A 19,875-nucleotide genomic window follows, 5' to 3' on the forward strand; every position below is an offset into this window, starting at 1 on the left:
CAACCGGAGCCGTTCCCTGAGGCGCCACCTGCTTCACGTCGAATCGGCCGTCCCCGGCGAAGCGCTCCGCGCCGCAGACGCTCGCCGGCCTGTCCGGACTCGGCCTGTGCTTCGGAGGCTGCTCCGACGAGCCGTCGGAATCCGCGATGCGGCAGGCGGCGGCGGACCTGCTGGCTCTGAAGTCCGGACAGGAGGCAGCCGAGATCCTCGCCAGAATGCGCCATTGCCAGGACCACGCGTGTACCACTCGTGCGCGCCACCGGACGGCCGAGAAGTCGCTGTTTCCCTTAGGATCGTCGCAAAAATAAGGCTTTCCAGGCTTAGTGGCGGAGAGGGGGGGATAATCCGCCAAATTAAGCCAAGCTACAGCGTCAACATGCCGGATCGGCCGCTTCGTGCCCGCGTAGGTTACGTTGATGTGTACATGGCGCACATTGATGTGCGCGACAAGCTTCGAAATGGCATGAACCTGACGCTTCCGCCTTTCGTTGAGAACCGGCATGACCGGCTCCTACGGAATGGTTCCGGGAGCGGCCGGAGAAGGCTGAACGCTTGTACATCGGTGCAGCCACTATCGGCGAGCGGGACGCGGCCGGGGCGGCGATCGAGCGGCTGAAGGCCAAGCTCGCCGAGAGTGCCCGGCAGGATCCCCCGGTCGAGATGAAGTTCTCGATGCCGGACGCGTGGTCGGTGAAGCTGTTCGTGGCCCTGTGCCGGCGCTAAGGGTATCAAAGCTATCAAGATCCCGCAGCGCCATACCGCCCGTTGACTCACGCCCGAGCCAAACCGCAAAGCGCCACTGCCCGGTGATCTGCCCCAGTGACTTGATCCGGCTTACAAATTATTGTTGTTCTTTGGCGTCAACGTTCAAGATCCCGCGCCGATCCACACTCAATCGGATAGCTTTGACAAACAGAACAAGTGGCATTCCAGCAAATTTGACGTCAAATTAATATTAACAAAATATCCCGGTATCTTCTTGCTGATTTGAGCTTGCGCTGCTCCCTGGGTACGCCACATGGTGGAGTAGAGCAGGCCAGATGTCTGTTCGACGTAGACGTTAGATCCGGTGTCCGCCTGACCAGAGGCGGCCGCCAGCGCGGGTACCAGCCGCGCCAGCGACCTGACCATCCGCGTCTCTCTGCTGTGACAGGAGACAACACAATGGCTGAGGCCATCTACGGCGGACCCGTGTCCGCGCGCAACACCGTCCGGCCCACCCTCACCGGACCCCAGCTCCCCCACCACGACATTGTCGTCCACCCGCTGATCACGCCCGACGTGCAGGTCGCCCTGCTCGCGGCCGTGGATGAGACGGGCGACGCCTGCCTCGGCGACCTCGCCGACGCCATCCCCGCGCACCCGCAGCCGATCTCGGCCGTTCTCGCCCTCGTCGACGCCGGGCTGCTCGCCATCGACTTGTTCTCGGCCTTCGACGCCTCCTGCCGCGTCTGGCGGATCGACCCCGCGCGCCACTGATCCCCACACCGACGGGCGATCCCTGATCACCCGCATCGCTCGCGCCGCGCCCCCGCCCGGCGTGCGCCCCCACGCGCCCGGCTCAGGCCGGATGGCGCGCGGCGCCTGACGCCGCGCGTCCCGCTCACCCCTCCCGTCCGCACCATCGCACCGTCCGCGCATCCGTGGCAGTGCCGGAGATATCGCATGCCGTTCCTCCTCGCCCGCCTCCTCCACTTCTTCCGCCTCGCCATCGCCATCAGCTTCCCCGTCCCCGGCACCAGTCTCCGGCTCGCCGGCGACAGCCTCACCGACGTGCAGGTCATCGCCGCCGACTGGGCCGACCTGCCCCGCCTGCAGGCGTGGCTCGCCGAGCGCCGCTACGGCGGCGTCTACGTCCTCGTCGGCCGCCGTGACGGCCGCACCCGCGTCCGCGTCGGCGAGGGCGTCAAGCTGTGGACGCGGCTCGGCGACCACAAGGCCGATCCGCTGCTCGCCTTCGTCGAGGAGGTCTACGTCCTCGTCTCGCCGTCCTTCCACAAGGGTGCTACCGTCTACCTGCAGGAGCAGCTCTCCGAGATCGTGCAGGCCGAGCCCGGGCTCGACTACCACAAGGGTTGCGGCCCGCTGGCCGGCTTCCCGCTCGGCGACGCGGACCGCAAGTCGCTCGACCTCTCGGTGCTGTTCGGGCTGAGCCTGTTCCACGCCGCCGGCCTGCGCGTCCTGCAGCCGAGCCAGAGCCGGCTCGCCCGGCAGGTCGCCGCCCTCCTGGCGGAGGCGGCGTGATGGCCGGCCTCCTGAACACGGCGGCGGGGACGATCCCCGCCGACCCGTCCGCCAGCGTGGCCGGACGGACCCTGCGCGTCCAGGTGGTCAGCGACCTGCACGTCGACATCGTCGACACCCGGCAGCTGCGGCTCGCCCCCGGCGCCGACCTCGTCGCCGTCGTCGGCGACACCCGCGCGGGCGCGGCCTCCGCCTTCGCCTACCTGCGCCGGCACATCCCGGCGCCGATCCCGATCGTCGCGGTGCTCGGTAATCACGAGTTCTACGGCAGTGCGATCGAGAGCGGTCTCGGCCGCGCCCGGGAGGCCGCCGGGTGCCTCGGCATCACCCTGCTGGAGGATGAGGCGGCCGTCATCGCCGGCGTGCGCTTCCTCGGCGCGACCCTGTGGACCGACTACGCCCTGTTCGGTCCCGCCCACCGGGCGGTGGCGATAGCCGCGGCCCGGCGCGGCATGAACGACCACCGCCTGATCTCGGTCGGGCGCGGGCCCGAGCGGCGGCCGTTCCTGCCCGGGGATGCCGCCATCCTGCACGCGGCCTCGGTCCGATTCCTCGACGCCACGCTGGCCGTGCCGTTCGACGGGCCCAGCGTGGTGGTCACCCACCACGCCCCGCACCCGGTCTGTATCGCGCCCCGCTTCGGTCGCGACCCGCTCGGCGCGGCCTTCGCCAGCGACCTGTCCGCGCTGATCGACACGCGGCGGCCGGACGTGTGGATCAGCGGCCATACCCACCACCCGGTCGATACCTGCCTCGGGCCGACCCGCCTCGTCTCGAACCCCCACGGTTACCGCGACGAATGCCGCGGTACCTTCGACCCCGCCTTCGTCGTCGAGATCCCGGTCACGCCACGCATGGAGGACCTGACGTGAGCACCAACGAGCATGAGCGGCCCGCGTCGGCCGACGCCGTCCCGTCGCACCGCGGTGATGCGGACGTGAGCCAGCCGGCGACCTTGAGCGAGACCAATCGTGGGGTCGTGGACGCCGTCCAGGCGGCGCTCGACCTCGACCTGCCGATCCCCGACCTCCTCGACTTCGACGAGGCCGGCGATGATGCGGCCGGTGCCGGCAGCGCGTCCGGTGGGAAGCGACCCGCCTGGCGCGGCTGGCGAGGCGTGCGCCGCTTCGACGGCCTCGGCCAGCCGGTCGAACTCCTGGCCGAGATCGCCCTCGAAGCGCCGCTGTCCGCGCGCCTGCGCCGCGCCCTGCGCCGGGCCGAGCCCGTCGTGGTGCTGGTCATCGTGCCGAGCGCGGCGTGGGTGAGGCCGGTTGAAGGGGTCGTCAAGCGCGCCAGCGGCCACAAGGCGGAGTGTCTCGCGCGGACCGCTCAGCCCCGCCCCTCGACCGCCGTCGATCCCGACGCGGAGGCGGCCGACCTCGTCGCCGGCGGTCACCCCGTCGTGGCGATCACCCCGGACCGGGGCTGGCTCGCGCCGCTGCTGCTGGCCGCCGCCGACCACGTCGTCGTCGTCCCGCCGCTCGATGCCGCTCAGGTGGGTCTCGCCGTGCGCATCTGGTGCGGGCGCCGGACGCGGGCGGGGATGGCACCGGGCGACCTGTCCGGTCTCGATCTGCCCGACGTGGCCGCGGCCCTGCGGCCGGGTTCGACCCCGGCCGTCTGCCTCAGTCGGATCCGCCGGGCGAGCCATGCCCGGATCGGTGCTCCGGACGGCGACGCGGTCACGCCCCTCGACCGGCTGACCGGCTACGGCGAGGCCCACGCCTGGGCGTTCCGCACCGTGGCCGACATCGCCCGGGTGCGCCGGGGCGAGATGCCGGCCTCGTGCCTGGAGGGCGCCGTACTGTTCGGGCCGCCGGGTACCGGAAAGACCACGCTGGCGAGATCGCTCGCGCGAGCCTCGGGCGTCGTGTGCATCGAGACCAGCGTCGGTCACTGGTTCGCCAACAGCCCGGGCTTCCTCGATAGCATAACGAAGCAGATCGCTCATTTCTGCGACCGTCTGGAGCTTGCAGCAAAGCAAGACGGCTGCGCGATAGGCTTTTGCGATGAAATCGATGCGCTGCCGAACCGATCAAGACTGGATGATCGCAACGCTTCGTGGTGGAATACCGTGATTACATACTGTCTGCTTCGCTTCGAGGCGCTTCGCAAGGCCGGTGTCGTCCTGATCGGCGCGACCAACCATGTCGACCGGATCGACGCCGCGCTGCTGCGCCCTGGACGATTCGACCGGCAGTTCCTGATCGCGCCGCCGGATGAGGCCGGCCGGCTCGGCATCCTGCGTGTCCACCTCGGCGACGACCTCGGCGGTGCCGACCTGACCGCGGCCGCGCGCCTGTCGCACGGCATGACCGGCGCCACGCTGGCCGGATGCGTGCGCGCCGCACGGAGCCGGGCTCGTGCGGCCGACAGGCCGATGCGGCTCGACGACCTGCTGGCCGAGATCGCCCCGGCCGACGCGCGCTCCCCGGTTCGCCTGCGCGGCGTCGCCCTGCACGAGGCCGGGCATGCACTGGTCGCCCATCGTCTCGGCCTCGCCGTCGTGCAGGTCACGACCCGAGGCGGGGCGCATCACGATGGCTCGACGGTACTGCGCCTGTCCGACCCGACGCCCGACCGCGCCGGACTGGAGCGGCAGGTGATCGGCCTGCTCGCCGGGCGCGCCGCCGATGCGGTGCTCGGCAACGGCGCCACTGCCGGCGCGAGCGAGGATCTGCGTGAGGCGACGCGGCTGCTGGCGGCGGTGCACGCGAGCCTCGGGCTCGGCGACACCCTGCGGGTGGTCGTCGATCAGGAGCATGCCGCGATGCTGCTGCGCGAGGATCCGGCGCTGGCCGGTCTGGTCGAGGCGGACCTGCGGCGCCTGCAGGGCGTGGCCGAGACCCTGGTGCGCGCCGATCGCGCGGCGATCCTGGAGCTAGTCGAGGCGCTGCTTACCCGCCGCGTCCTCACCGGAGACGAGGTCGCTGAGTTGGCTGCGCTGAATCGGCCCCGCTTCCGTGTCCCCGCCGGCCACCGGGACGTCCCGCCGCGGCCAACCGGATCGGATTTCACCGGTCGGCTAGGTCCCGCCGCGGCCTCGTGAGGTCCGGCCGATCCCTATCCATCGAAGGGAACGCTTCGACGCGAGCCCCGATCCAAGACGCTTCCCCGCCCCGAGAGCCGAGAGAGGACGCAGACGTGAGCCACGCCGCGCTTGAACTCCACCTGTCCGTCGACGAAGCCGTGCGCCTGGAGAGTGCGCTGACCGCCTTCGACCGGCTCATCACCGGAATGCCGCCCACCCGGGACGAACTCGCGGCCGCACCCCTGCTGACCGGGTGGCGCCGCGTGCTGGTACCGACGACGGAACCGGCCCTAGTCGGCCGGGTCGAGGACCACCCGCTGCTGCCGGGATCCCGCAGCATCGTCACCTCGCGGTTGCTCGCGCTCGACGAGGCCGCGGGATGGGGACGCAGCCTGAGCAGGCTGTACCGGCTCAAGTCGCCCGCCGCATGAGGCGTGAGCGGTGTGCCTCATCGCCGAAGGATGCCCGTGATGAGGGCGCGCAAGCCCGGATCGGGCAGCCCACGCCTCGCCGTTCCGCCGCTTCTCGAAGATCCTGGAGGACTACCCATGCCCATGCCAGAGACCGTCCTGGTGTTCGACCTGGAAACCGTGCCCGATCTGTCGGCGGTGGCGCGGGTGCACGGCCTCGACACAGCCGACTTAGACGGAGCCCGCGCCAAGCTCGGCGCGGGCTTCCCGAAGCTCATCTACCACGCGATCGTATGCATCGGCGCGCTGATCGCCGAGCGCCTGGACGGGGCGTGGCAGGTTCAAGCGCTGGGTGCGCCGCATGTCGGCGAACGGTCCGAGGCCCGGCTGATCACCGACTTCGCCGCCCGGCTCGAACGGTTGCGACCGAAACTGGTCTCGTTCAACGGCAATGGATTCGATTTGCCCGCGATCCGGTATCGTGCCCTCGTCCATGGCCTCGCCGCGCCCGGCTTGACCGCCCGGCCCTACTACCGGCGCTACGACGACGCTGGGCTCGATCTGTGCGATGTCCTGGCGAACTACGACGCCCGCGGCCGGATCGGCCTCGACGCGCTGTGCCGGGCGATGGGCATGCCGGGCAAACCGGAGGGAATCGACGGCAGCAGCGTCGCCGACTTCGTCGCGCAAGGCCGGATCGACGAAGTGGCGGCCTATTGCCGTGCCGACGTGGTGGCGACCTACCGGCTCTTCCTCGCCTATGAGCACCTGCGCGGGAGCCTCTCTCCGGCCGGGTTTGCCCGCAGCGATGCCGACCTCACCGCCTTCCTGGCGCGGACGGCGATCACGGGCGGTGACGCAAGCGCCACGCGGCCGACGTGATGCTCGACGTGCTGGTCCTGCATCGCTGCCTGCAGCGCCACGGCATCAGCCGTCTGCCAGACGTCGAGGGCGACAACGCAAGCGGGCGTGGCGCTACCGTCAGGGGCGACCGGCGATCGGTGGACCCAACGAGGTCTGGGCCATGGACTTCATGTCCGACCGCCTGTTCGATGGTCTGTGAATCGGCTTCGAAGCATGACCCCGGCAAAAACTTTGCTAACGTACTCTCTGATCTGCGAAAATCGAGATCGGGGTGGGGTCACGATCGGCGTCGATCGTGACCCCACCCCGAAGCGAAATTTAGCTTTTATTTTAAGGTATTGAGCCCAATCCTGGGAGGGGTGAACCTTCGACGCCTTTTCACAACCCATCCGCTTCGCGAACGGGTCCCTGTGCCTCAGGACCGCGCTACGCGCGGCAAGAGGCTTTCCCCGGCACTGTGCGCGCTAGCCTGCCTGTAGGCAGGTCGGGACGAAGGAATGGTCAATCCCGCCTCCGACGGGGTCGAACAAAGGAATGGGCTTGGGAGAGGGGTTCCGTTCCTAGGGCGAAGGGCCCAGGCGTAAAAACGCTCTAAGGCCTCTCAGCGATCATCCTAGGCCCAGCAGCGCGCCTTTCTCGGTGCCGAGGAGCTAGCAGCTCGAGAAGGTGTGGGTAAGCGACGCTTGTCACTTGCCGATCTCTCGAGGAAGATTCTACTTTTGTTCCTATGGAACCCGTAGAACCGCACCCCGGAACAGCCGTCCGCAAAAACTGCCTTGAACCGAATGGTCTCACCGTCGCCGATGGTGCCCGGATTCTTGGCGTTACGCGACAGGCTCTCAACAACCTCGTCAACCACAAGGCTGGCATCTCGCCCGACATGGCCATCCGGCTTGCGAAGGCGTTTGGCGGATCGGACGAGGCGTGGCTGCAGCTGCAGCTCGCCTATGACCTCGCTCTGGCACGCAGGCGGGCGCACACGATCATGGTGCAGCCGCTACCGGCTCAGGGCCAGCCGGATGCGCAGCCGGGGCTGTTCTGATCCATGAACATGCTCGCTCCGAAGATCGCGCTCGACCAGGCCTCATTCCCGGAATGGTGCCCCGTAACCTCAGCCGTGACCGCCCTGTCGGAAGCCGGCATCGAAGCCCGCGGCGCCATTTTCACGCGCCAGGAGGTGGTGGATTTCATCCTCGACCTTTCCGGCTACACGGCCGATCGGCCACTCCACGAGCTGCGCTTGCTCGAGCCGTCATTCGGCGAGGGGGACTTCCTGCTGCCTGCCGTCGAGCGCCTGCTGGCGGCCTGGAAAAGCGCGGGACGCCCAGATCCGGCGCGCACTCTCCGCGATTGTATCCGGGCGGTAGAGCTTCACCGGCAGACCTTCAGCACGACCAGGACGCGGCTGATCGCGATGCTGCAGGCGAACAAGATCGCCAGCAATGCGGCGACCTCTCTCACCGACGCCTGGCTGATCTATGGCGATTTCCTCCTGGTCGACCTGCCCGATGGCTTCGATGTCGCGGTGGGCAATCCACCCTACGTCCGTCAAGAGATGATCCCGGATGCGCTGATCGCGGCTTACCGCGCCAGGTACAAGACCATTTACGATCGCGCCGACCTCTACATCCCGTTCATTGAACGATCGCTGACCACCCTCGGCCGGGGCGGCACGCTCGGCTTCATCTGTGCCGATCGATGGATGAAAAACCGCTATGGCGGGCCGCTGCGCGGCATGGTCGCGAACCAGTTTCACCTCAAAGTCTATGTCGACATGTACAACACGCCCGCCTTCCACACGGACGTGATCGCCTATCCTGCCATCACCATCATCACCCGGGAGAAGCCCGGAGCCACGCGCATTGCGCATCGCCCGGCGATCAACGCCGAGATGCTGAAACAGCTGTCGCAGACGCTTCTCGCCAAGACCCTGCCGCCCGACCAGGTCGCCGTGCGTGAAATGCAGGGTGTCACGGCCGGCGCTGAGCCGTGGATCCTCGAGTCTTCGGACCAGCTCGCGCTCGTTCGGCGGCTTGAGAAAACCCTGCCGACATTGGAGGAGGCGGGCTGCAAGGTCGGGATTGGCGTGGCGACGGGTGCCGATCAGGCCTTCATCGCCCCATTCGATCAGCTCGACGTAGAGCCGGACCGCAAGCTCCCGCTCGTGATGACGCGCGACATCCTGCAGGGCACGGTCGCCTGGCGCGGCTTCGGCGTGGTGAACCCCTTCGCAGATGATGGCGGCCTCGTGGACCTCGCCCGCTACCCGCGCCTGCGCCGGCACCTCGAGCAACACCGGGAAGCGATTGCCGGCCGCCATGTCGCCCGGAAGATCCCGGCGAACTGGTATCGCACCATCGACCGCATCTATCCGGCCCTGGCAGCCAAGCCCAAGCTCCTGATCCCGGACATCAAGGGCGAAGCCCACATCGTGTTCGAGGAGGGGTGCCTGTACCCTCATCACAATCTCTACTTCATCACGTCCGAGACGTGGGACCTGCGCGCTCTGCAGGCCGTCCTTCAGTCCGGGATCGCGCGTCTCTTCGTGGCGATCTACTCGACCAAAATGCGCGGCGGTTACCTGCGCTTCCAGGCGCAGTACCTGCGCCGCATCCGTGTGCCGCATTGGCAGAACGTGCCGGTCCGGCTGCGCAGGGCACTGATCGACGCCGCCACACGGCAGGACATTGCTGCCTGCAACCTGGCGGCTTTCGAGCTCTACAAACTCACGAAGGACGAACGGGCTGCGCTCGGCGGAAATGGTGACTGATGGCGCTTGATCTCGCCGATTACGAGCGCAAGGCGCGCGACGCCACGATGGCGTTCTGGGGTAATCGCCAGAAGGCCATGCAGGCCAAAATCGAGGCCGGCACGAGCGACACCGGCGAGCGCGGCGCGGTCACGGCCGGCAACACCATGGACGGGTTTGTTGCCCTCATGATCGACCTGGTCGAGGCCAACGGGCTCGGCCATGCCTCGATCTACCGTAACCGGGCGGCGCTGACCCTGCCCGGGTATTTCCGCCCGACGAAGCTGTGGGACGTGCTGATCATCCAGGACAAGCGCTTGGTCGCGGCGATCGAAATGAAGAGCCAGGTCGGCCCCTCATTCGGCAACAACGCCAATAACCGGGCGGAGGAGGCGATCGGCACGGCGCACGACTTCTGGACGGCTTATCGGGAAGGAGCCTTCGGGCCCCATGCCCGGCCCTTTGTCGGGTGGCTCGTCATGGTCGAGGACGCCGTGAAGTCACGCCGGCCCGGCAAGCGGGAATCCTCGATCCACTACCCCGTGTTTCCCGAGTTCCGGAACGTCTCATATCTCGGTCGCTACGACCTCCTGTGCCAGAAGCTGGTCCGGGAAAACCTCTACACGGCCGCATGCACCATGGCATCGCCGCGCGAGGCGGTCACGACCGGCGCGTATGCCGACATGTCGGAGCTGACCAGCCTGAAATCCTTCGTCGCAGCCTTCGCCGGGCACATGGCGGCCGAGGCGGCGCGCGGATCATGAGGGCAGGGGGATGAGCGCAGACGACTATCTCACGAGAATTCTCGCCCGCGAAGCTGTAGATACGAGCATCAATTCGCCCGTCCGCAGCGTTCAGAACACCCTTGCCCCGATCATTCAGGCCTGGGCTGGCACGCAGCTGAGCGGCGTTAGCCCAAGCGGATCATTCGCAAAGGGAACGGCGAACCGCAGCGGCACGGATATCGACCTCTTTGTCTCTCTTACAAGTACGACAACTAACACGCTAAAAGAAATATACGAAAGCCTTTTCGCAAAGCTGCAGGGCAGCGGCTATACCCCGAAAAGGCAAAATGTATCGATCAACATTCGCGTGAATGGCTACGATGTCGATTTGGTGCCTGCAAAGCGGCAGGACACAACTACCCAGGACCATAGTCTGTGAATCGGCTTCGAAGCATGACCCCGGCAAAAACTTTGCTAACGTACTCTCTAATCTGCGAAAATCGAGATCGGGGTGGGGTCACGATCGGCATCGATCGTGACCCCACCCCGAAGCGAAATTTAGCTTTTATTTTAAGGTATTGAGCCCAATCCTGGGAGGGGTGAACCTTCGACGCCTTTTCACAGGCTGAGCGCATGAACCGGACGATCAAGGACGCGACCGTCAAAGTCTTCCATTACGAAGATCTGGCGAGCCTGAAGGCACATGTCCTGACCTTCGTCACGGCCTACAAGTTCGCCAAGCACCTCAAGGCGCTGCGCTGGAAGACCCCGTTCCAGACCATCTGTCAGGCATGGACCAAAGATCCAGACCGGTTCAGGATCAATCCGCACCACCTCATCCCGAGACCATACACCTAGATCACAGGCCCGCTCGTCGTCCGCGAATCGATGTCGCGCCCGTTGGCGCCGTGCTCTTGCAGCATCATCAAGGCCTCCGGCAGCCCGATACACCACCCCGGTCGCAGAACCTCGGCCAACTTGCGCTGCTCCAGTGACGGCAGCTGCGTCGCGAACCTCAGAACGCTCTGCCCTGCCGCATCCGCCTCGATCCGGTCGATGCGACCGTCGAGCAGGGCGCGGACGCCGGTCGACAGAGCATCGAGAGCCTCGCCCGCGGCGGTCCGAGCCCGGCGCTCGATCGCTGCGGCCGCCACGCACAGTCTCTCGCGCTCCGCAGTGAGGGCGGCCAACTTGTCCTCTACTTCCCTCCGCTGGCGGCCGAGCGCAGCGAGATGCCTCTCAGCCTCCGCCTGCTGACGCTCCAGCCTCGTCCGCCGTGCCTCGATCTCCCCCGCGACCTCGGCCTCCGCCGCGGCACGGATCTCGGGTTCAATCGCTGCCGCGGTGGTGCGGTATACGTCCGCATGGACATGCCGGCGGTCGGTCTCCTTCTTCGGGGTGCCGCGCTTGAGGCGGGGATCGATGGTCGAGCGGGCGTGCTGCCACCACGACGTCTGGAGGGCCTCGAAGCTCGTCAGCGTCCCGTAGGCCTGACGAACCCCTTCCAGTGCTCCGGCAACCGTGATGATGCGTTTCGAGACCCTGGCGTTCATCGGCCGCAGGCGCACCGGCATCACGAAGAGGTCGACGACCCCGGCCCCATGCTCGTCGACGTCGAGGCGTCCGGCGACGACGGAGCCCGTGCCGAACACCTGCTCGGCCCAGGCGACCGCCTCGCGCACGAGTACGACATTGATGGGGTTGGCGGGATCGTGCCGATCCCCGGCGGCATCGACGCAACCCGGCGAGACGATAACGAGGACGTGCGCGGCAATGGCGGCCCGCCCGTATCGGCTGGCCCCGAGCGTGGCCGTGGCCACTTCCCAGGCCGCCACGAGGTTCAGGGGATCCTCAGGCAGGTAGGCCGAGAAGGCGATGTTCCTCTGCGTCCGGCCCGGGTCGATGCGATCCTTCGAGGACGGGTCGAGCCGCCGGCCGTGGGACTGGAGACTGGCGAGGTTGGTGTGGGTCTTGATCTTCCTCAGACGGACGCAGGTCTTCCAATCCATGATGCGGCTTCCTCGTGACCGCAATCCTATGCCATATGGTCTAGCAAGGAAGAAGCCGCGAGCGTGGGGGCTCGTCAGGTTCATAACTCACTATGGACCTGACGGTCGGGCAAGGCATCGCGAGATTGGCACGCTGGTCCCTCCCGCGCGTCCGGCGGCGGATCGTCAAGGCCTTCCGGCGGCCCTGGGTCGGCTGCGGCGACGACGCGGGGCTCTTCTTAGTCCCCGGCACACAAGCAGGAGGTCGCCGCCGGACATCGCTCGGCCCGCAAACCGAAGTGTGCATTTGCACATTTGCACAAATACGTAAATGTGCAGATACGGCGGTCCCGTTCAAAGGCAGGCTCTGTCCGCGTACCCGGGGGATCGTGAAGCCGTTCTCGGCCGCGCCCGGCGGCGACCATAACGGTCGGCTGGGAGTCATCAGGCGACGAGCTTGGTACTCTTCACGTCGTAGTGTCCAGCGACATCCGGAACTGACCCCTTGGCGTCACGAGGAACAGACCCCGATGCCGTTTGCCATGTCTGATCGATGTTGGCTGAGCGTCGCAGTGGCGTTCTGCAGAAGGCCACTGCGACGCTTTTCGCGAAGCCGGCAGCTGTCGCCCCGGATCGTGATCACGTGGCTGTGGTGGAGCAGCCGATCGAGGATGGCGGTGGCCACCACCGGATCGCCGAAGACGCTGCCACATTCGCCGACGACCCGGTTCGAGGTGACGAGCATGGCGCCGCGCTCGTAGCGCCGGCTCAAGAGCTGGAAGAATAGATGCCCAGCATCGGGCTCGAAGGGCAGGTAGCCGAGTTCGTCGATGATCAGCACCCTGGGCTTGGCGTAATGGGTGAGCCGCTCTTCGAGCCGGCCTTCCCCGTGCGCTTTTGCGAGTTGGGCCACCAGCGTCGTGGCCGGCTTGAACAGCACGGAATAAGCCGCCACGATGGCTTCCCGGCCGAGGGCGACCGCCAGGTGCGTCTTGCCGATGCCCGGTGGTCCAAGGAAGAGAACTGCCTCGCCGTTGGCAATGAAGCGGCCGGTCGCGATCTCCCGGATCTGCGCCTTGTCAAGCGAGGGCTGTGCCCCGAAGTCGAAGCCGGTGAGGTCGCGCACGAATGGGAAGTGGGCGAGGCCGAAGCTCATGTCGATCCGGCGCTGATCCCGGCGGGCGACCTCACGCTCGCAGAACAGGGTCAGCGCCTCGCGAATCTTCAGGTCCCGCCGTCCCGCCTCGTCGATCAGGCTATCGAGCTGATCACGGAGCACAGTCAGCTTCAGGCAGTTCAGCAGCGCGGTGAGGTAGTCGTGCGCGTCCACCCGCGCACGGTAATGACCTGCTTGCTGAAGGCTTATTCTTGATATGCTCCTGTATTGTGTCGCTCGGCCGGAAAACGAAGGATGTGAGGAATGCCTCATCCTCCCAATAACGTCACTGTCACCAGACGGCGCGTCGCCTGCAGCGGCTGATCATCGAAGGCTTTTCGGCGCTCCGGCTCGGCTGCGGCAATGACACAGGGCTTCTCCCGGCCAAGGCACAAGCAGGGCGCCTTACCGAACGTCCGTCAAGCAGATACCAAAATACACATTTGCGCAAATGTGTGATAATCCAATGCTACGACAGGTAGGCATGCCCCCCCGCCCTACCTCGGGACGGCAACGCTTGACGAGAGTCACAGGGAGATCATCGATGCCCCGGGTCGCCGTTCTGCTCGACGAGGGCGAGCATTCGAACCTTAAGGCGTATGCGGCCAGAAGCCGGAAGTCGATGAACGACGTGATCAAGGCCGCGATCGCATCGTACACTGTCAGGACGGTCCACGGCCCTCTTACTAACGACCGGAAGGCGCAGGTACGCGAGAAGAAGCGCGTCGCGGGCCTTTGCGAGGAGTGTGCGCCCGAACTATTCGCGGAGGGAGAGACCTTCGGCGTGACGGAGTTCCGCAAACGCCTAGTGCAGAGAAGCACAACGCAAACAGTCCCGACTCGCAAAGAGGTCGCTAAATTCGATGAGGAGAGCGCCTACAAGCTTCTCCACGCGCGATCGGGATCCGGAAAGACGTTCGATTCCCTCGGGGAGCAGCGCTACCAAGTGCGGCCATCGATCTATCGGGCACGGGAGATAAGGCGACGAGAAGGATAGCCTCCCGCGTCGCGTAGTTCTGGCGCCATTCGAAGACTGCCGGGTTGCACCGAGCCTCGCTGCGGCTCGGCCAAGCCATCCAAGATTTTCTTAGGGCATCCGGATCAAGACATCGCCGGGACGCGATGCCATTTCACTGCGCGGAAAGAAAGACCTTAACGGGTGGGACGGCGTGGGCGCTCGGGATCCCGCACCGTATCGACAACCGCCCGCAGGGTGTCGCCGAGCCCGAGGCTCGCGTGCACCGCCGCCAGACGAAGCGGTTCTTCTCCAGGCGCTTGGCGAACAGGCACAGGCCCTGGCCGTCCCACCACGGCACCTTGATCAGATGCCCCTGCCGCCCGCGGAAGACGAAGGCCTGTCCCGAGAACGGGTCCCGCGCGAGGTGATCCTGCACGAGGCTGGCCAGGCCGTCGAAGCCCTTGCGCATGTCGGTGTGACCAGTCGCCAGCCAGACCCGCGAACCGGAGGGGGTCGGGATCATCGTCCCAGCAGCGCCGCGATCACGCCCTGCGGGAGGGGTCGCCTTTTTTCAAGATCTTGTGCGATCAATGACTTACAACGCGGTGGGGGTACCATGTCATGTGACCCTGACCACCATACTGGTCCGCGCCGAGCGCAAGTTTTTCGGGCATCCTGAACCCTGAAGGAGGGTGGATGCCATGCCTCGCAAACGCTTCACGAACGAACAGATCGCCTTTGCCCTACGGCAGGCGGAGAACGGTGCGACGGTGGATGAGGTCTGCCGGAAGATGGGCGTGTCCGAGCCGACGTTTTACCGCTGGAAGAAGCAGTTCGTCGGCATGGGCGTATCAGAGATCCGGCGGCTCAAGCAGCTGGAGGAAGAGAACGGCAAGCTGAAGCGGCTGGTCGCCGACCTGACGCTGGACCGCTCCATGCTGCAGGACGTTCTCAAGCGAAAGTGGTGAGGCCCGCCGCTCGCCGTGAGGTCGCCGGTCACCTGCAGGTGGCCTACGGGATCAGCGAGCGTCGGGCCTGCCAGGCCACCGGCTTCGGCCGTTCGTCCCAGCGCTACAGGAAGCGCTCGGACCCGCAGGCCGCGCTGCGCATGCGGTTGAAGGAGCTGGCCGCCGCACGGGTCCGTTACGGCTATCGACGGCTACACATCCTGCTGCGGTGAGAGGGCTGGAAGGTGAACCACAGCCGGCGAGGCGAGCGCCGGCTTCGCCACCCAGTGCAAGGCCCACCCGAGCCTGTGCATGGGCAAGCCGACCGGTGCGTCGTGCGCATGGTGCGAGAAGCCGGGGAAGCGCTTCGACGAACGTGCGCCGTAGGCAGGCGGGATGGTGGCAGTAGAAGCGGCGAACCTTCAGTCGCAGCGTCACGGCCTCGCCAAAGCTCGGAAGATCGGCGGGATGCCTGCCGGATGTATCGACTATGGACGGCAGAGCAGGGCTCGCCGCAGTCGGGGCAGCATCCACGATCTCGGCGAACATGGGCAGCGATGATGAGATGACCTGAGCGGCGGACGACTTGGTCGACGATGCAGCCCGGCAGAGATGAAGACAGAATCATCCCTACCGTGAATCAGCCCATCGGCGCAGCGTCGCCGTGACCTTTCCACGCAAACTACGGGAGAACCGCGAAGTCGGGGGAGGATCATCTCGTTCTTCCGCTACCTCGGCGACCGCCTCAGGATCCCAGACGGTGACGCGATCCCGCCCCTACAGAACTCGTCAGAAGCACCGCAACAGTTCGAACGCCCGGATAATCTGCTCGTTACGGTTGTGAGCGATAGCCGAGCATCTGGGCGCTTCGACTGGGTTGGGTCAGACGCTCGACCCGCGTCGAGGCAGACTGGTGGCCGTTTCACATTGTCACGATGATCGACGTGGTCGTCCGCCCTTAGGCAGACGCGCAGCGAATGCCTCGAAGTCAATCGTCTTGAGCAGACTCCAATCGACGCTGGGTGGCAGGGGCGCGGTCGCGAACGCCTTGAGCTCGCCATCGGTCATCTGGCCGTCGTAGCGCTCGTGCACGTCGGTGAGCTCGTGGCCGACCTGTAGGCGGACGGCCCGCGCGGGCAGCGCCAGATCGCGGTCGTTGCGGATTTTGCCTGCGCGCAGGCCGTGGAACGTACCGGAGCGTTGGGGATCGGCTCCGGATCGTTCGTACAGCCGCTTCATGCGCTTCTGTGCCGCATCGGCTGGATCCTCCGCCCGCATCAGCATCGGGAACACAGGGCCGGGCGCTCCGAGCGCCCAATCGATGAAACCGCACTCGGCGAAGAGATCGTGCAGCACGAACAGGCCAAGCGACTCGCCGGTCTTGAACGGCACCGGCTCCCAGCGCCCGTTCCGCATCTGGTGCGACTGCGGCCGATACACCCAGACGCCGTTGTAGCGCAGGATGTTCTCGCGCCGCATGAAGGCGAGCAGGCCGAGCCGCCGGCCGGTGAGTTGACCGAGGGACGGCAGGAGCGCGTCGGAGAGAATGCCCGAGGCGATGCCCGTGGCCACGACCTTGCCGAACTCGTCCTGATCGGGTGCGATGCGCGCCTTCGATGGCGCGGCCCGCTTCGGGATCACGATCCGGCCCTCGAAGGCGACCGCGAGCTTGGCATCGGCGCAGGCCTCACGCAGGATCGTCTTGATCCGGCTGAGATAGGTCTCCCGGATCAACTTTTCGGCCAAGCCGGGTCCCTCGACCTCCTTGTTGGCCGCGACGTACTCTGCGACCCGGGCGAGTTCGTAGCCCTCCTGCTTCGAGACGTTGGGCGGTAGCCACGACAACTCGTTGGCGAAGTGCTGCAAGTCCGCGCGGTCATAGGCATCGACGGCCTTGTCCCCGACGAGGGCGAGGAACACCGAGGAACGGTGACGCAGGTAGCCGATTTCCGGATGGCGGGGATCACCGTAGGTCTTGATCCGGCCGGTGATGAAGCGCTCGGCGGCCACACTGAACAAGGGACCTTGTGGTCCTTTCTGGCAGCCGATCATCTCCCGGATCGCGGCAAGTTCGGCCATGATCGGATCGGGCTTCGGCGGAAGCCTCACCGGTGCGCGCCCGAGCATGCCACGCGCCGTGTTCTCGTCCGCCAACGCCGTAACGATCGGCACTTCCGGTCTGAGGCGGATGGCATTCCCGTCGCCCGCGACGCGCTTCGCCCCGACCTCGGCAAGAAGGTCGAAGACGCCGTCGATCGCCGCCGGTGCGATCTCGACCGACAGCGTGCTCTGGCCAAGGACGCCGAGCCCGAGCAGGGTCGGCAGGGCGAGGGTCAGCCGGTCCTCGACCTGCCGCCGGGAGTCGGCGGGGGAGACGTCCTTCATGTGAGTGTTCCCAATCCGTGCGAACTCGATGCGCGCCAGACCGCCGAGCACGTCGGCCATGCGACGAGCCTGCGAATTGGGCATGCATCCGAGGGTCACCCGAATCGGCGCCAGGGTCAAAGCGGGATCGAGCGCCTTGGGCACCCGGATCTGGAAGACGGAGCCACGGCCGTTACGAGTCAGGTGTCGGCTTCGCACGCGTGTACAATCCCGTGTACATCGCGGGTGCGTAGCGGTTCACCAGCCGGATCGGCGCTCTGGGAATTAATGTGGCGGAGAGGGGGGGATTCGAACCCCCGATGCCCTTGCAGGCATGCCGCATTTCGAGTGCGGTGCATTCAACCGCTCTGCCACCTCTCCGCGAAGGCGCCTCGATGAGACGGGCGGTCACTAGCACGAGTGCTCCGGCTTTCACAAGCGGGGATCGCAGGAAAGCGGGGCCGGGGACGGACGATACGGCCGGTGGCGGCCCGGTCGGGATGCGGCGGGGCCTTCAGCGTTGCTTAACCGGGCCGGTGTGAGGGTCTGGGGGAACGCGAATCGAACCCACCGTCGGCGACGCCTTGGACGCCGCACGGGGATTGCAGGATCGGGAAGCCGAGGGATGGCGTTGGACGCTGCCACTGCCGTGATCGCCATCCTGGCCGGCTCCGCGCCCCTGCATCTCATCCGCGTCCTGTCCCCCCTCGGCTGCGTGATCCGCCCGGTCACCGGCCTGCCCCAGGATCTCGCCACCGATCGCGGGCCTCTACCGGCCTGCGACCTGGTCGTGGTCGAGGCGGGCGCCCAGGAATCGCGCGCCGTGCTCGCGCTGATCGCGCGGGTGCGTGGCCTGGCGGCGCAGGCCCGGACGCCCATCCTGCTGATCGCGGCCGAGGATGCGGCCCCGGTCCGGCGCGAGGCCGCGGCGGCGGGAGCCACGGACGTCATGGCGTATCCGGTCGATCCCTTCGATCTGCGCATCCGGGTCGGCAACCTGATCGAGCTCGCCCTCGCCCGCCGGACCGCCGAGCACCAGGGCCGGCTGGCGGCCCACACCGTCGAGCGGGCCGTGGTCGAGGCCGCCGCCCGGGAGCGGGAGATCATCCGCCGCCTGATGCTGGCCGCCGAGTTCCGCGACGATCAGGCGGGGGGCCACCTGACCCGCGTCGCCGGCTGCGCCATCGCGATCGCCGAGGGGCTCGGGCTCTCGGAGCAGGATGCGAACGACATCGCCTTTGCGTCGACCATGCACGACATCGGCAAGATCAGCATTCCGGACCATATCCTGATGAAGCCGGGCGCCCTCACCGAGGCCGAGCGCGAGGAGATGAAGCAGCATGCCCTGCGGGGCTACCGCATGCTCCACGACAGCCCGTCCCACCTGCTGCAACTCGCCTCCGACATCGCCCTCACCCATCACGAGCGCTGGGACGGCGCGGGCTATCCCCAGGGCCTGAGACGCACCGAGATCCCCCTGGCCGGCCGCATCATCGCCGTGGCCGACGTGTTCGACGCCCTGATCTCCGAGCGGGTCTACAAGAAGGCCTGGCCCCTGGAGCGGGCCCGCCAGCACATCGAGGCCCAGGCCGGGACGCATTTCGATCCCGACTGCGTCGCCGCCTTCGTCTCGCGCTGGAACGACATCGTCGTGCTGATCGCGGAGCATCCGCCCGAGAGCGCGGCGGCCTGATCCCGGCCGGACGCGGTTGATCCGGGCTCTCGCCGCGAAACATCACCGCATCCGAGGGGCTAAGAAGGCCGGGATCCTGTTACCGCTGCGGCGAAACAGGCATATACTAGAGCCATCTACGTCCGCTATCCTCGTTTGTCCGCAGGGGCGTTCCCCGTCGTCTTGCTGGGACGCCGCGGTCGCGGGCTTCGGGATTTCAGTGGCATGGCATGCATGATGGACGCTTCCCGCGAGACAACCGCGCCCCTCACCGATCCGCTGCTCCTCGACAACCAGCTCTGCTACGCCCTCTACGCGGCCGCCCACCGGATGACGAAGTCCTACCGCCCGATGCTGGAGCGGATGGGCCTGACCTACCCGCAATACCTCGTGCTCCTGGTGCTCTGGGAGACCGACGGCATCACGGTCTCGGAGATCGGGCGGCGCCTGCGCCTCGATTCCGGCACCCTGACCCCGGTCCTGAAGCGCCTGGAGGTGGCGGGCTTTCTCGTCCGGAACCGCCGGCGCTCCGACGAGCGCGAGGTCGAGATCGCGCTCACGCCGCACGGACAGGGGCTCCGGGCCGAGGCGACCGCGGTGCGGGAATCCGTGATGTGCCAGCTCAACATGTCGGAGCCGGAGGTACAGGCCATGCGGGCCGACCTGAACGCCCTGATCGAGAACCTCAGTGCCGCCGGGTGAGGGACCGGCGGGCCGGTCCGGCCGAGCCCGTCCTCGGACACCGTCGAACCGCCACAGCCTAGGAA

At 66.9% G+C, this 19,875-nt stretch carries 19 protein-coding genes, 1 tRNA gene and 3 pseudogenes; 16 read left to right on the forward strand and 7 right to left on the reverse strand.

The window, feature by feature from the left end:
* Positions 1 to 552 precede the first annotated feature (552 nt).
* Positions 553 to 723, forward strand: coding sequence for a hypothetical protein (locus AC1MGR_RS24350; protein WP_339158964.1), 171 nt, complete (start codon positions 553 to 555; stop codon positions 721 to 723).
* Positions 724 to 891: 168 nt separating this feature from the next.
* Here the strand turns inward: AC1MGR_RS24350 and AC1MGR_RS24355 are convergent, their stop codons facing one another.
* Positions 892 to 1,131, reverse strand: coding sequence for a hypothetical protein (locus tag AC1MGR_RS24355; protein ID WP_480233246.1), 240 nt, complete (start codon positions 1,129 to 1,131; stop codon positions 892 to 894).
* A gap of 33 nt (positions 1,132 to 1,164) precedes the next feature.
* On the opposite strand from AC1MGR_RS24355, the gene AC1MGR_RS24360 reads away from it, so the two are divergent.
* The 11 genes and pseudogenes from AC1MGR_RS24360 to AC1MGR_RS24410 all read left to right on the forward strand — a co-directional run.
* Positions 1,165 to 1,479, forward strand: a complete 315-nt coding sequence (locus tag AC1MGR_RS24360; protein ID WP_339158963.1) for a hypothetical protein — start codon at positions 1,165 to 1,167, stop codon at positions 1,477 to 1,479.
* Positions 1,480 to 1,665: 186 nt separating this feature from the next.
* Positions 1,666 to 2,244: a GIY-YIG nuclease family protein gene (locus tag AC1MGR_RS24365; RefSeq protein WP_480233247.1), complete on the forward strand. Its 579-nt coding sequence runs from the start codon at positions 1,666 to 1,668 to the stop codon at positions 2,242 to 2,244.
* Positions 2,244 to 3,116 (forward strand): metallophosphoesterase, encoded by an 873-nt coding sequence (locus AC1MGR_RS24370; protein WP_480233248.1) that lies wholly within the window; start codon positions 2,244 to 2,246, stop codon positions 3,114 to 3,116. Before AC1MGR_RS24365 ends, AC1MGR_RS24370 begins: the two co-directional genes overlap by 1 nt.
* Positions 3,113 to 5,293, forward strand: coding sequence for an AAA family ATPase (locus AC1MGR_RS24375; protein WP_480233249.1), 2,181 nt, complete (start codon positions 3,113 to 3,115; stop codon positions 5,291 to 5,293). Before AC1MGR_RS24370 ends, AC1MGR_RS24375 begins: the two co-directional genes overlap by 4 nt.
* A 95-nt stretch (positions 5,294 to 5,388) precedes the next feature.
* Complete coding sequence (locus AC1MGR_RS24380) at positions 5,389 to 5,706, forward strand: DUF6634 family protein (RefSeq protein ID WP_339158956.1); 318 nt, start codon at positions 5,389 to 5,391, stop codon at positions 5,704 to 5,706.
* 141 nt (positions 5,707 to 5,847) lie between these two features.
* Entirely contained in the window at positions 5,848 to 6,567 is a 720-nt protein-coding gene (locus tag AC1MGR_RS24385; protein ID WP_480233250.1) for a ribonuclease H-like domain-containing protein, read from the forward strand.
* Positions 6,568 to 7,276: 709 nt separating this feature from the next.
* Positions 7,277 to 7,591 (forward strand): HigA family addiction module antitoxin, encoded by a 315-nt coding sequence (locus AC1MGR_RS24390; RefSeq protein WP_480233251.1) that lies wholly within the window; start codon positions 7,277 to 7,279, stop codon positions 7,589 to 7,591.
* Positions 7,592 to 7,594: 3 nt separating this feature from the next.
* Positions 7,595 to 9,319 carry an Eco57I restriction-modification methylase domain-containing protein gene (locus tag AC1MGR_RS24395; protein ID WP_480233252.1) on the forward strand — a complete coding sequence of 575 codons (1,725 nt, stop codon included), beginning with the start codon at positions 7,595 to 7,597 and terminating at the stop codon, positions 9,317 to 9,319.
* Positions 9,319 to 10,062, forward strand: coding sequence for a PaeR7I family type II restriction endonuclease (locus AC1MGR_RS24400; RefSeq protein ID WP_480233253.1), 744 nt, complete (start codon positions 9,319 to 9,321; stop codon positions 10,060 to 10,062). Before AC1MGR_RS24395 ends, AC1MGR_RS24400 begins: the two co-directional genes overlap by 1 nt.
* 10 nt (positions 10,063 to 10,072) lie before the next feature.
* Entirely contained in the window at positions 10,073 to 10,462 is a 390-nt protein-coding gene (locus tag AC1MGR_RS24405; RefSeq protein ID WP_480233254.1) for a nucleotidyltransferase family protein, read from the forward strand.
* A 182-nt stretch (positions 10,463 to 10,644) separates the two neighbouring features.
* Positions 10,645 to 10,881 (forward strand): annotated as a pseudogene (locus AC1MGR_RS24410) (IS481 family transposase); the annotation flags it as partial.
* Here the strand turns inward: AC1MGR_RS24410 and AC1MGR_RS24415 are convergent.
* Both AC1MGR_RS24415 and istB read right to left on the reverse strand, forming a co-directional pair.
* Complete coding sequence (locus tag AC1MGR_RS24415) at positions 10,878 to 12,116, reverse strand: plasmid recombination protein (protein ID WP_480233255.1); 1,239 nt, start codon at positions 12,114 to 12,116, stop codon at positions 10,878 to 10,880. The pseudogene AC1MGR_RS24410 and the gene AC1MGR_RS24415 sit on opposite strands and share 4 nt — an antisense overlap.
* A gap of 406 nt (positions 12,117 to 12,522) precedes the next feature.
* A complete protein-coding gene (istB, locus tag AC1MGR_RS24420) occupies positions 12,523 to 13,341 on the reverse strand; it encodes an IS21-like element helper ATPase IstB (protein WP_480233256.1) in 819 nt (272 codons plus the stop codon).
* Positions 13,342 to 13,711: 370 nt separating this feature from the next.
* On the opposite strand from istB, the gene AC1MGR_RS24425 reads away from it, so the two are divergent.
* Positions 13,712 to 14,164 (forward strand): hypothetical protein, encoded by a 453-nt coding sequence (locus AC1MGR_RS24425; RefSeq protein ID WP_339158924.1) that lies wholly within the window; start codon positions 13,712 to 13,714, stop codon positions 14,162 to 14,164.
* Between the two features lie 133 nt (positions 14,165 to 14,297).
* On the opposite strand, the gene tnpB is transcribed toward AC1MGR_RS24425, so the two are convergent.
* Positions 14,298 to 14,648, reverse strand: a complete 351-nt coding sequence (tnpB, locus tag AC1MGR_RS24430; RefSeq protein WP_480233257.1) for an IS66 family insertion sequence element accessory protein TnpB — start codon at positions 14,646 to 14,648, stop codon at positions 14,298 to 14,300.
* Between the two features lie 178 nt (positions 14,649 to 14,826).
* Between tnpB and AC1MGR_RS24435 the strand changes: the two are divergent.
* Positions 14,827 to 15,302 (forward strand): annotated as a pseudogene (locus tag AC1MGR_RS24435) (transposase); the annotation flags it as partial.
* On the opposite strand, the pseudogene AC1MGR_RS24440 reads toward AC1MGR_RS24435, so the two are convergent.
* From AC1MGR_RS24440 to AC1MGR_RS24450, 3 genes and pseudogenes are all read right to left on the reverse strand, one after another.
* A pseudogene (locus AC1MGR_RS24440) lies at positions 15,301 to 15,700 on the reverse strand (transposase family protein); the annotation flags it as partial. The pseudogenes AC1MGR_RS24435 and AC1MGR_RS24440 sit on opposite strands and share 2 nt — an antisense overlap.
* Before the next feature lie 302 nt (positions 15,701 to 16,002).
* Positions 16,003 to 17,517, reverse strand: coding sequence for a site-specific integrase (locus AC1MGR_RS24445; RefSeq protein ID WP_480233258.1), 1,515 nt, complete (start codon positions 17,515 to 17,517; stop codon positions 16,003 to 16,005).
* 210 nt (positions 17,518 to 17,727) lie between these two features.
* A tRNA-Ser gene (locus tag AC1MGR_RS24450) sits at positions 17,728 to 17,817 on the reverse strand.
* A 244-nt stretch (positions 17,818 to 18,061) separates the two neighbouring features.
* Between AC1MGR_RS24450 and AC1MGR_RS24455 the strand changes: the two genes are divergently transcribed.
* Both AC1MGR_RS24455 and AC1MGR_RS24460 read left to right on the forward strand, forming a co-directional pair.
* On the forward strand, positions 18,062 to 19,129 hold the full coding sequence (locus tag AC1MGR_RS24455) for an HD-GYP domain-containing protein (RefSeq protein ID WP_480233259.1): 1,068 nt from the start codon (positions 18,062 to 18,064) through the stop codon (positions 19,127 to 19,129).
* Between the two features lie 216 nt (positions 19,130 to 19,345).
* Entirely contained in the window at positions 19,346 to 19,810 is a 465-nt protein-coding gene (locus AC1MGR_RS24460) for a MarR family transcriptional regulator (RefSeq protein ID WP_181259704.1), read from the forward strand.
* Positions 19,811 to 19,875: the final 65 nt, after the last annotated feature.

It is taken from the genome of Methylobacterium sp. BI1 (genome assembly GCF_056680125.1).

Coding starts and splice junctions, on each gene's coding strand:
- AC1MGR_RS24365 (WP_480233247.1), top strand. CDS start 1,666: ATGCCGTTCCTCCTCGCCCGCCTCCTCCACTTCTTCCGCCTCGCCATC.
- AC1MGR_RS24395 (WP_480233252.1), top strand. CDS start 7,595: ATGAACATGCTCGCTCCGAAGATCGCGCTCGACCAGGCCTCATTCCCG.
- AC1MGR_RS24355 (WP_480233246.1), bottom strand. CDS start 1,131: ATGGTCAGGTCGCTGGCGCGGCTGGTACCCGCGCTGGCGGCCGCCTCT.
- AC1MGR_RS24360 (WP_339158963.1), top strand. CDS start 1,165: ATGGCTGAGGCCATCTACGGCGGACCCGTGTCCGCGCGCAACACCGTC.
- AC1MGR_RS24415 (WP_480233255.1), bottom strand. CDS start 12,116: ATGAACCTGACGAGCCCCCACGCTCGCGGCTTCTTCCTTGCTAGACCA.
- AC1MGR_RS24445 (WP_480233258.1), bottom strand. CDS start 17,517: ATGGCCGACGTGCTCGGCGGTCTGGCGCGCATCGAGTTCGCACGGATT.
- AC1MGR_RS24425 (WP_339158924.1), top strand. CDS start 13,712: ATGCCCCGGGTCGCCGTTCTGCTCGACGAGGGCGAGCATTCGAACCTT.
- tnpB (WP_480233257.1), bottom strand. CDS start 14,648: ATGATCCCGACCCCCTCCGGTTCGCGGGTCTGGCTGGCGACTGGTCAC.
- AC1MGR_RS24370 (WP_480233248.1), top strand. CDS start 2,244: ATGGCCGGCCTCCTGAACACGGCGGCGGGGACGATCCCCGCCGACCCG.
- AC1MGR_RS24400 (WP_480233253.1), top strand. CDS start 9,319: ATGGCGCTTGATCTCGCCGATTACGAGCGCAAGGCGCGCGACGCCACG.
- AC1MGR_RS24405 (WP_480233254.1), top strand. CDS start 10,073: ATGAGCGCAGACGACTATCTCACGAGAATTCTCGCCCGCGAAGCTGTA.
- AC1MGR_RS24455 (WP_480233259.1), top strand. CDS start 18,062: ATGGCGTTGGACGCTGCCACTGCCGTGATCGCCATCCTGGCCGGCTCC.
- AC1MGR_RS24460 (WP_181259704.1), top strand. CDS start 19,346: ATGGACGCTTCCCGCGAGACAACCGCGCCCCTCACCGATCCGCTGCTC.
- AC1MGR_RS24390 (WP_480233251.1), top strand. CDS start 7,277: ATGGAACCCGTAGAACCGCACCCCGGAACAGCCGTCCGCAAAAACTGC.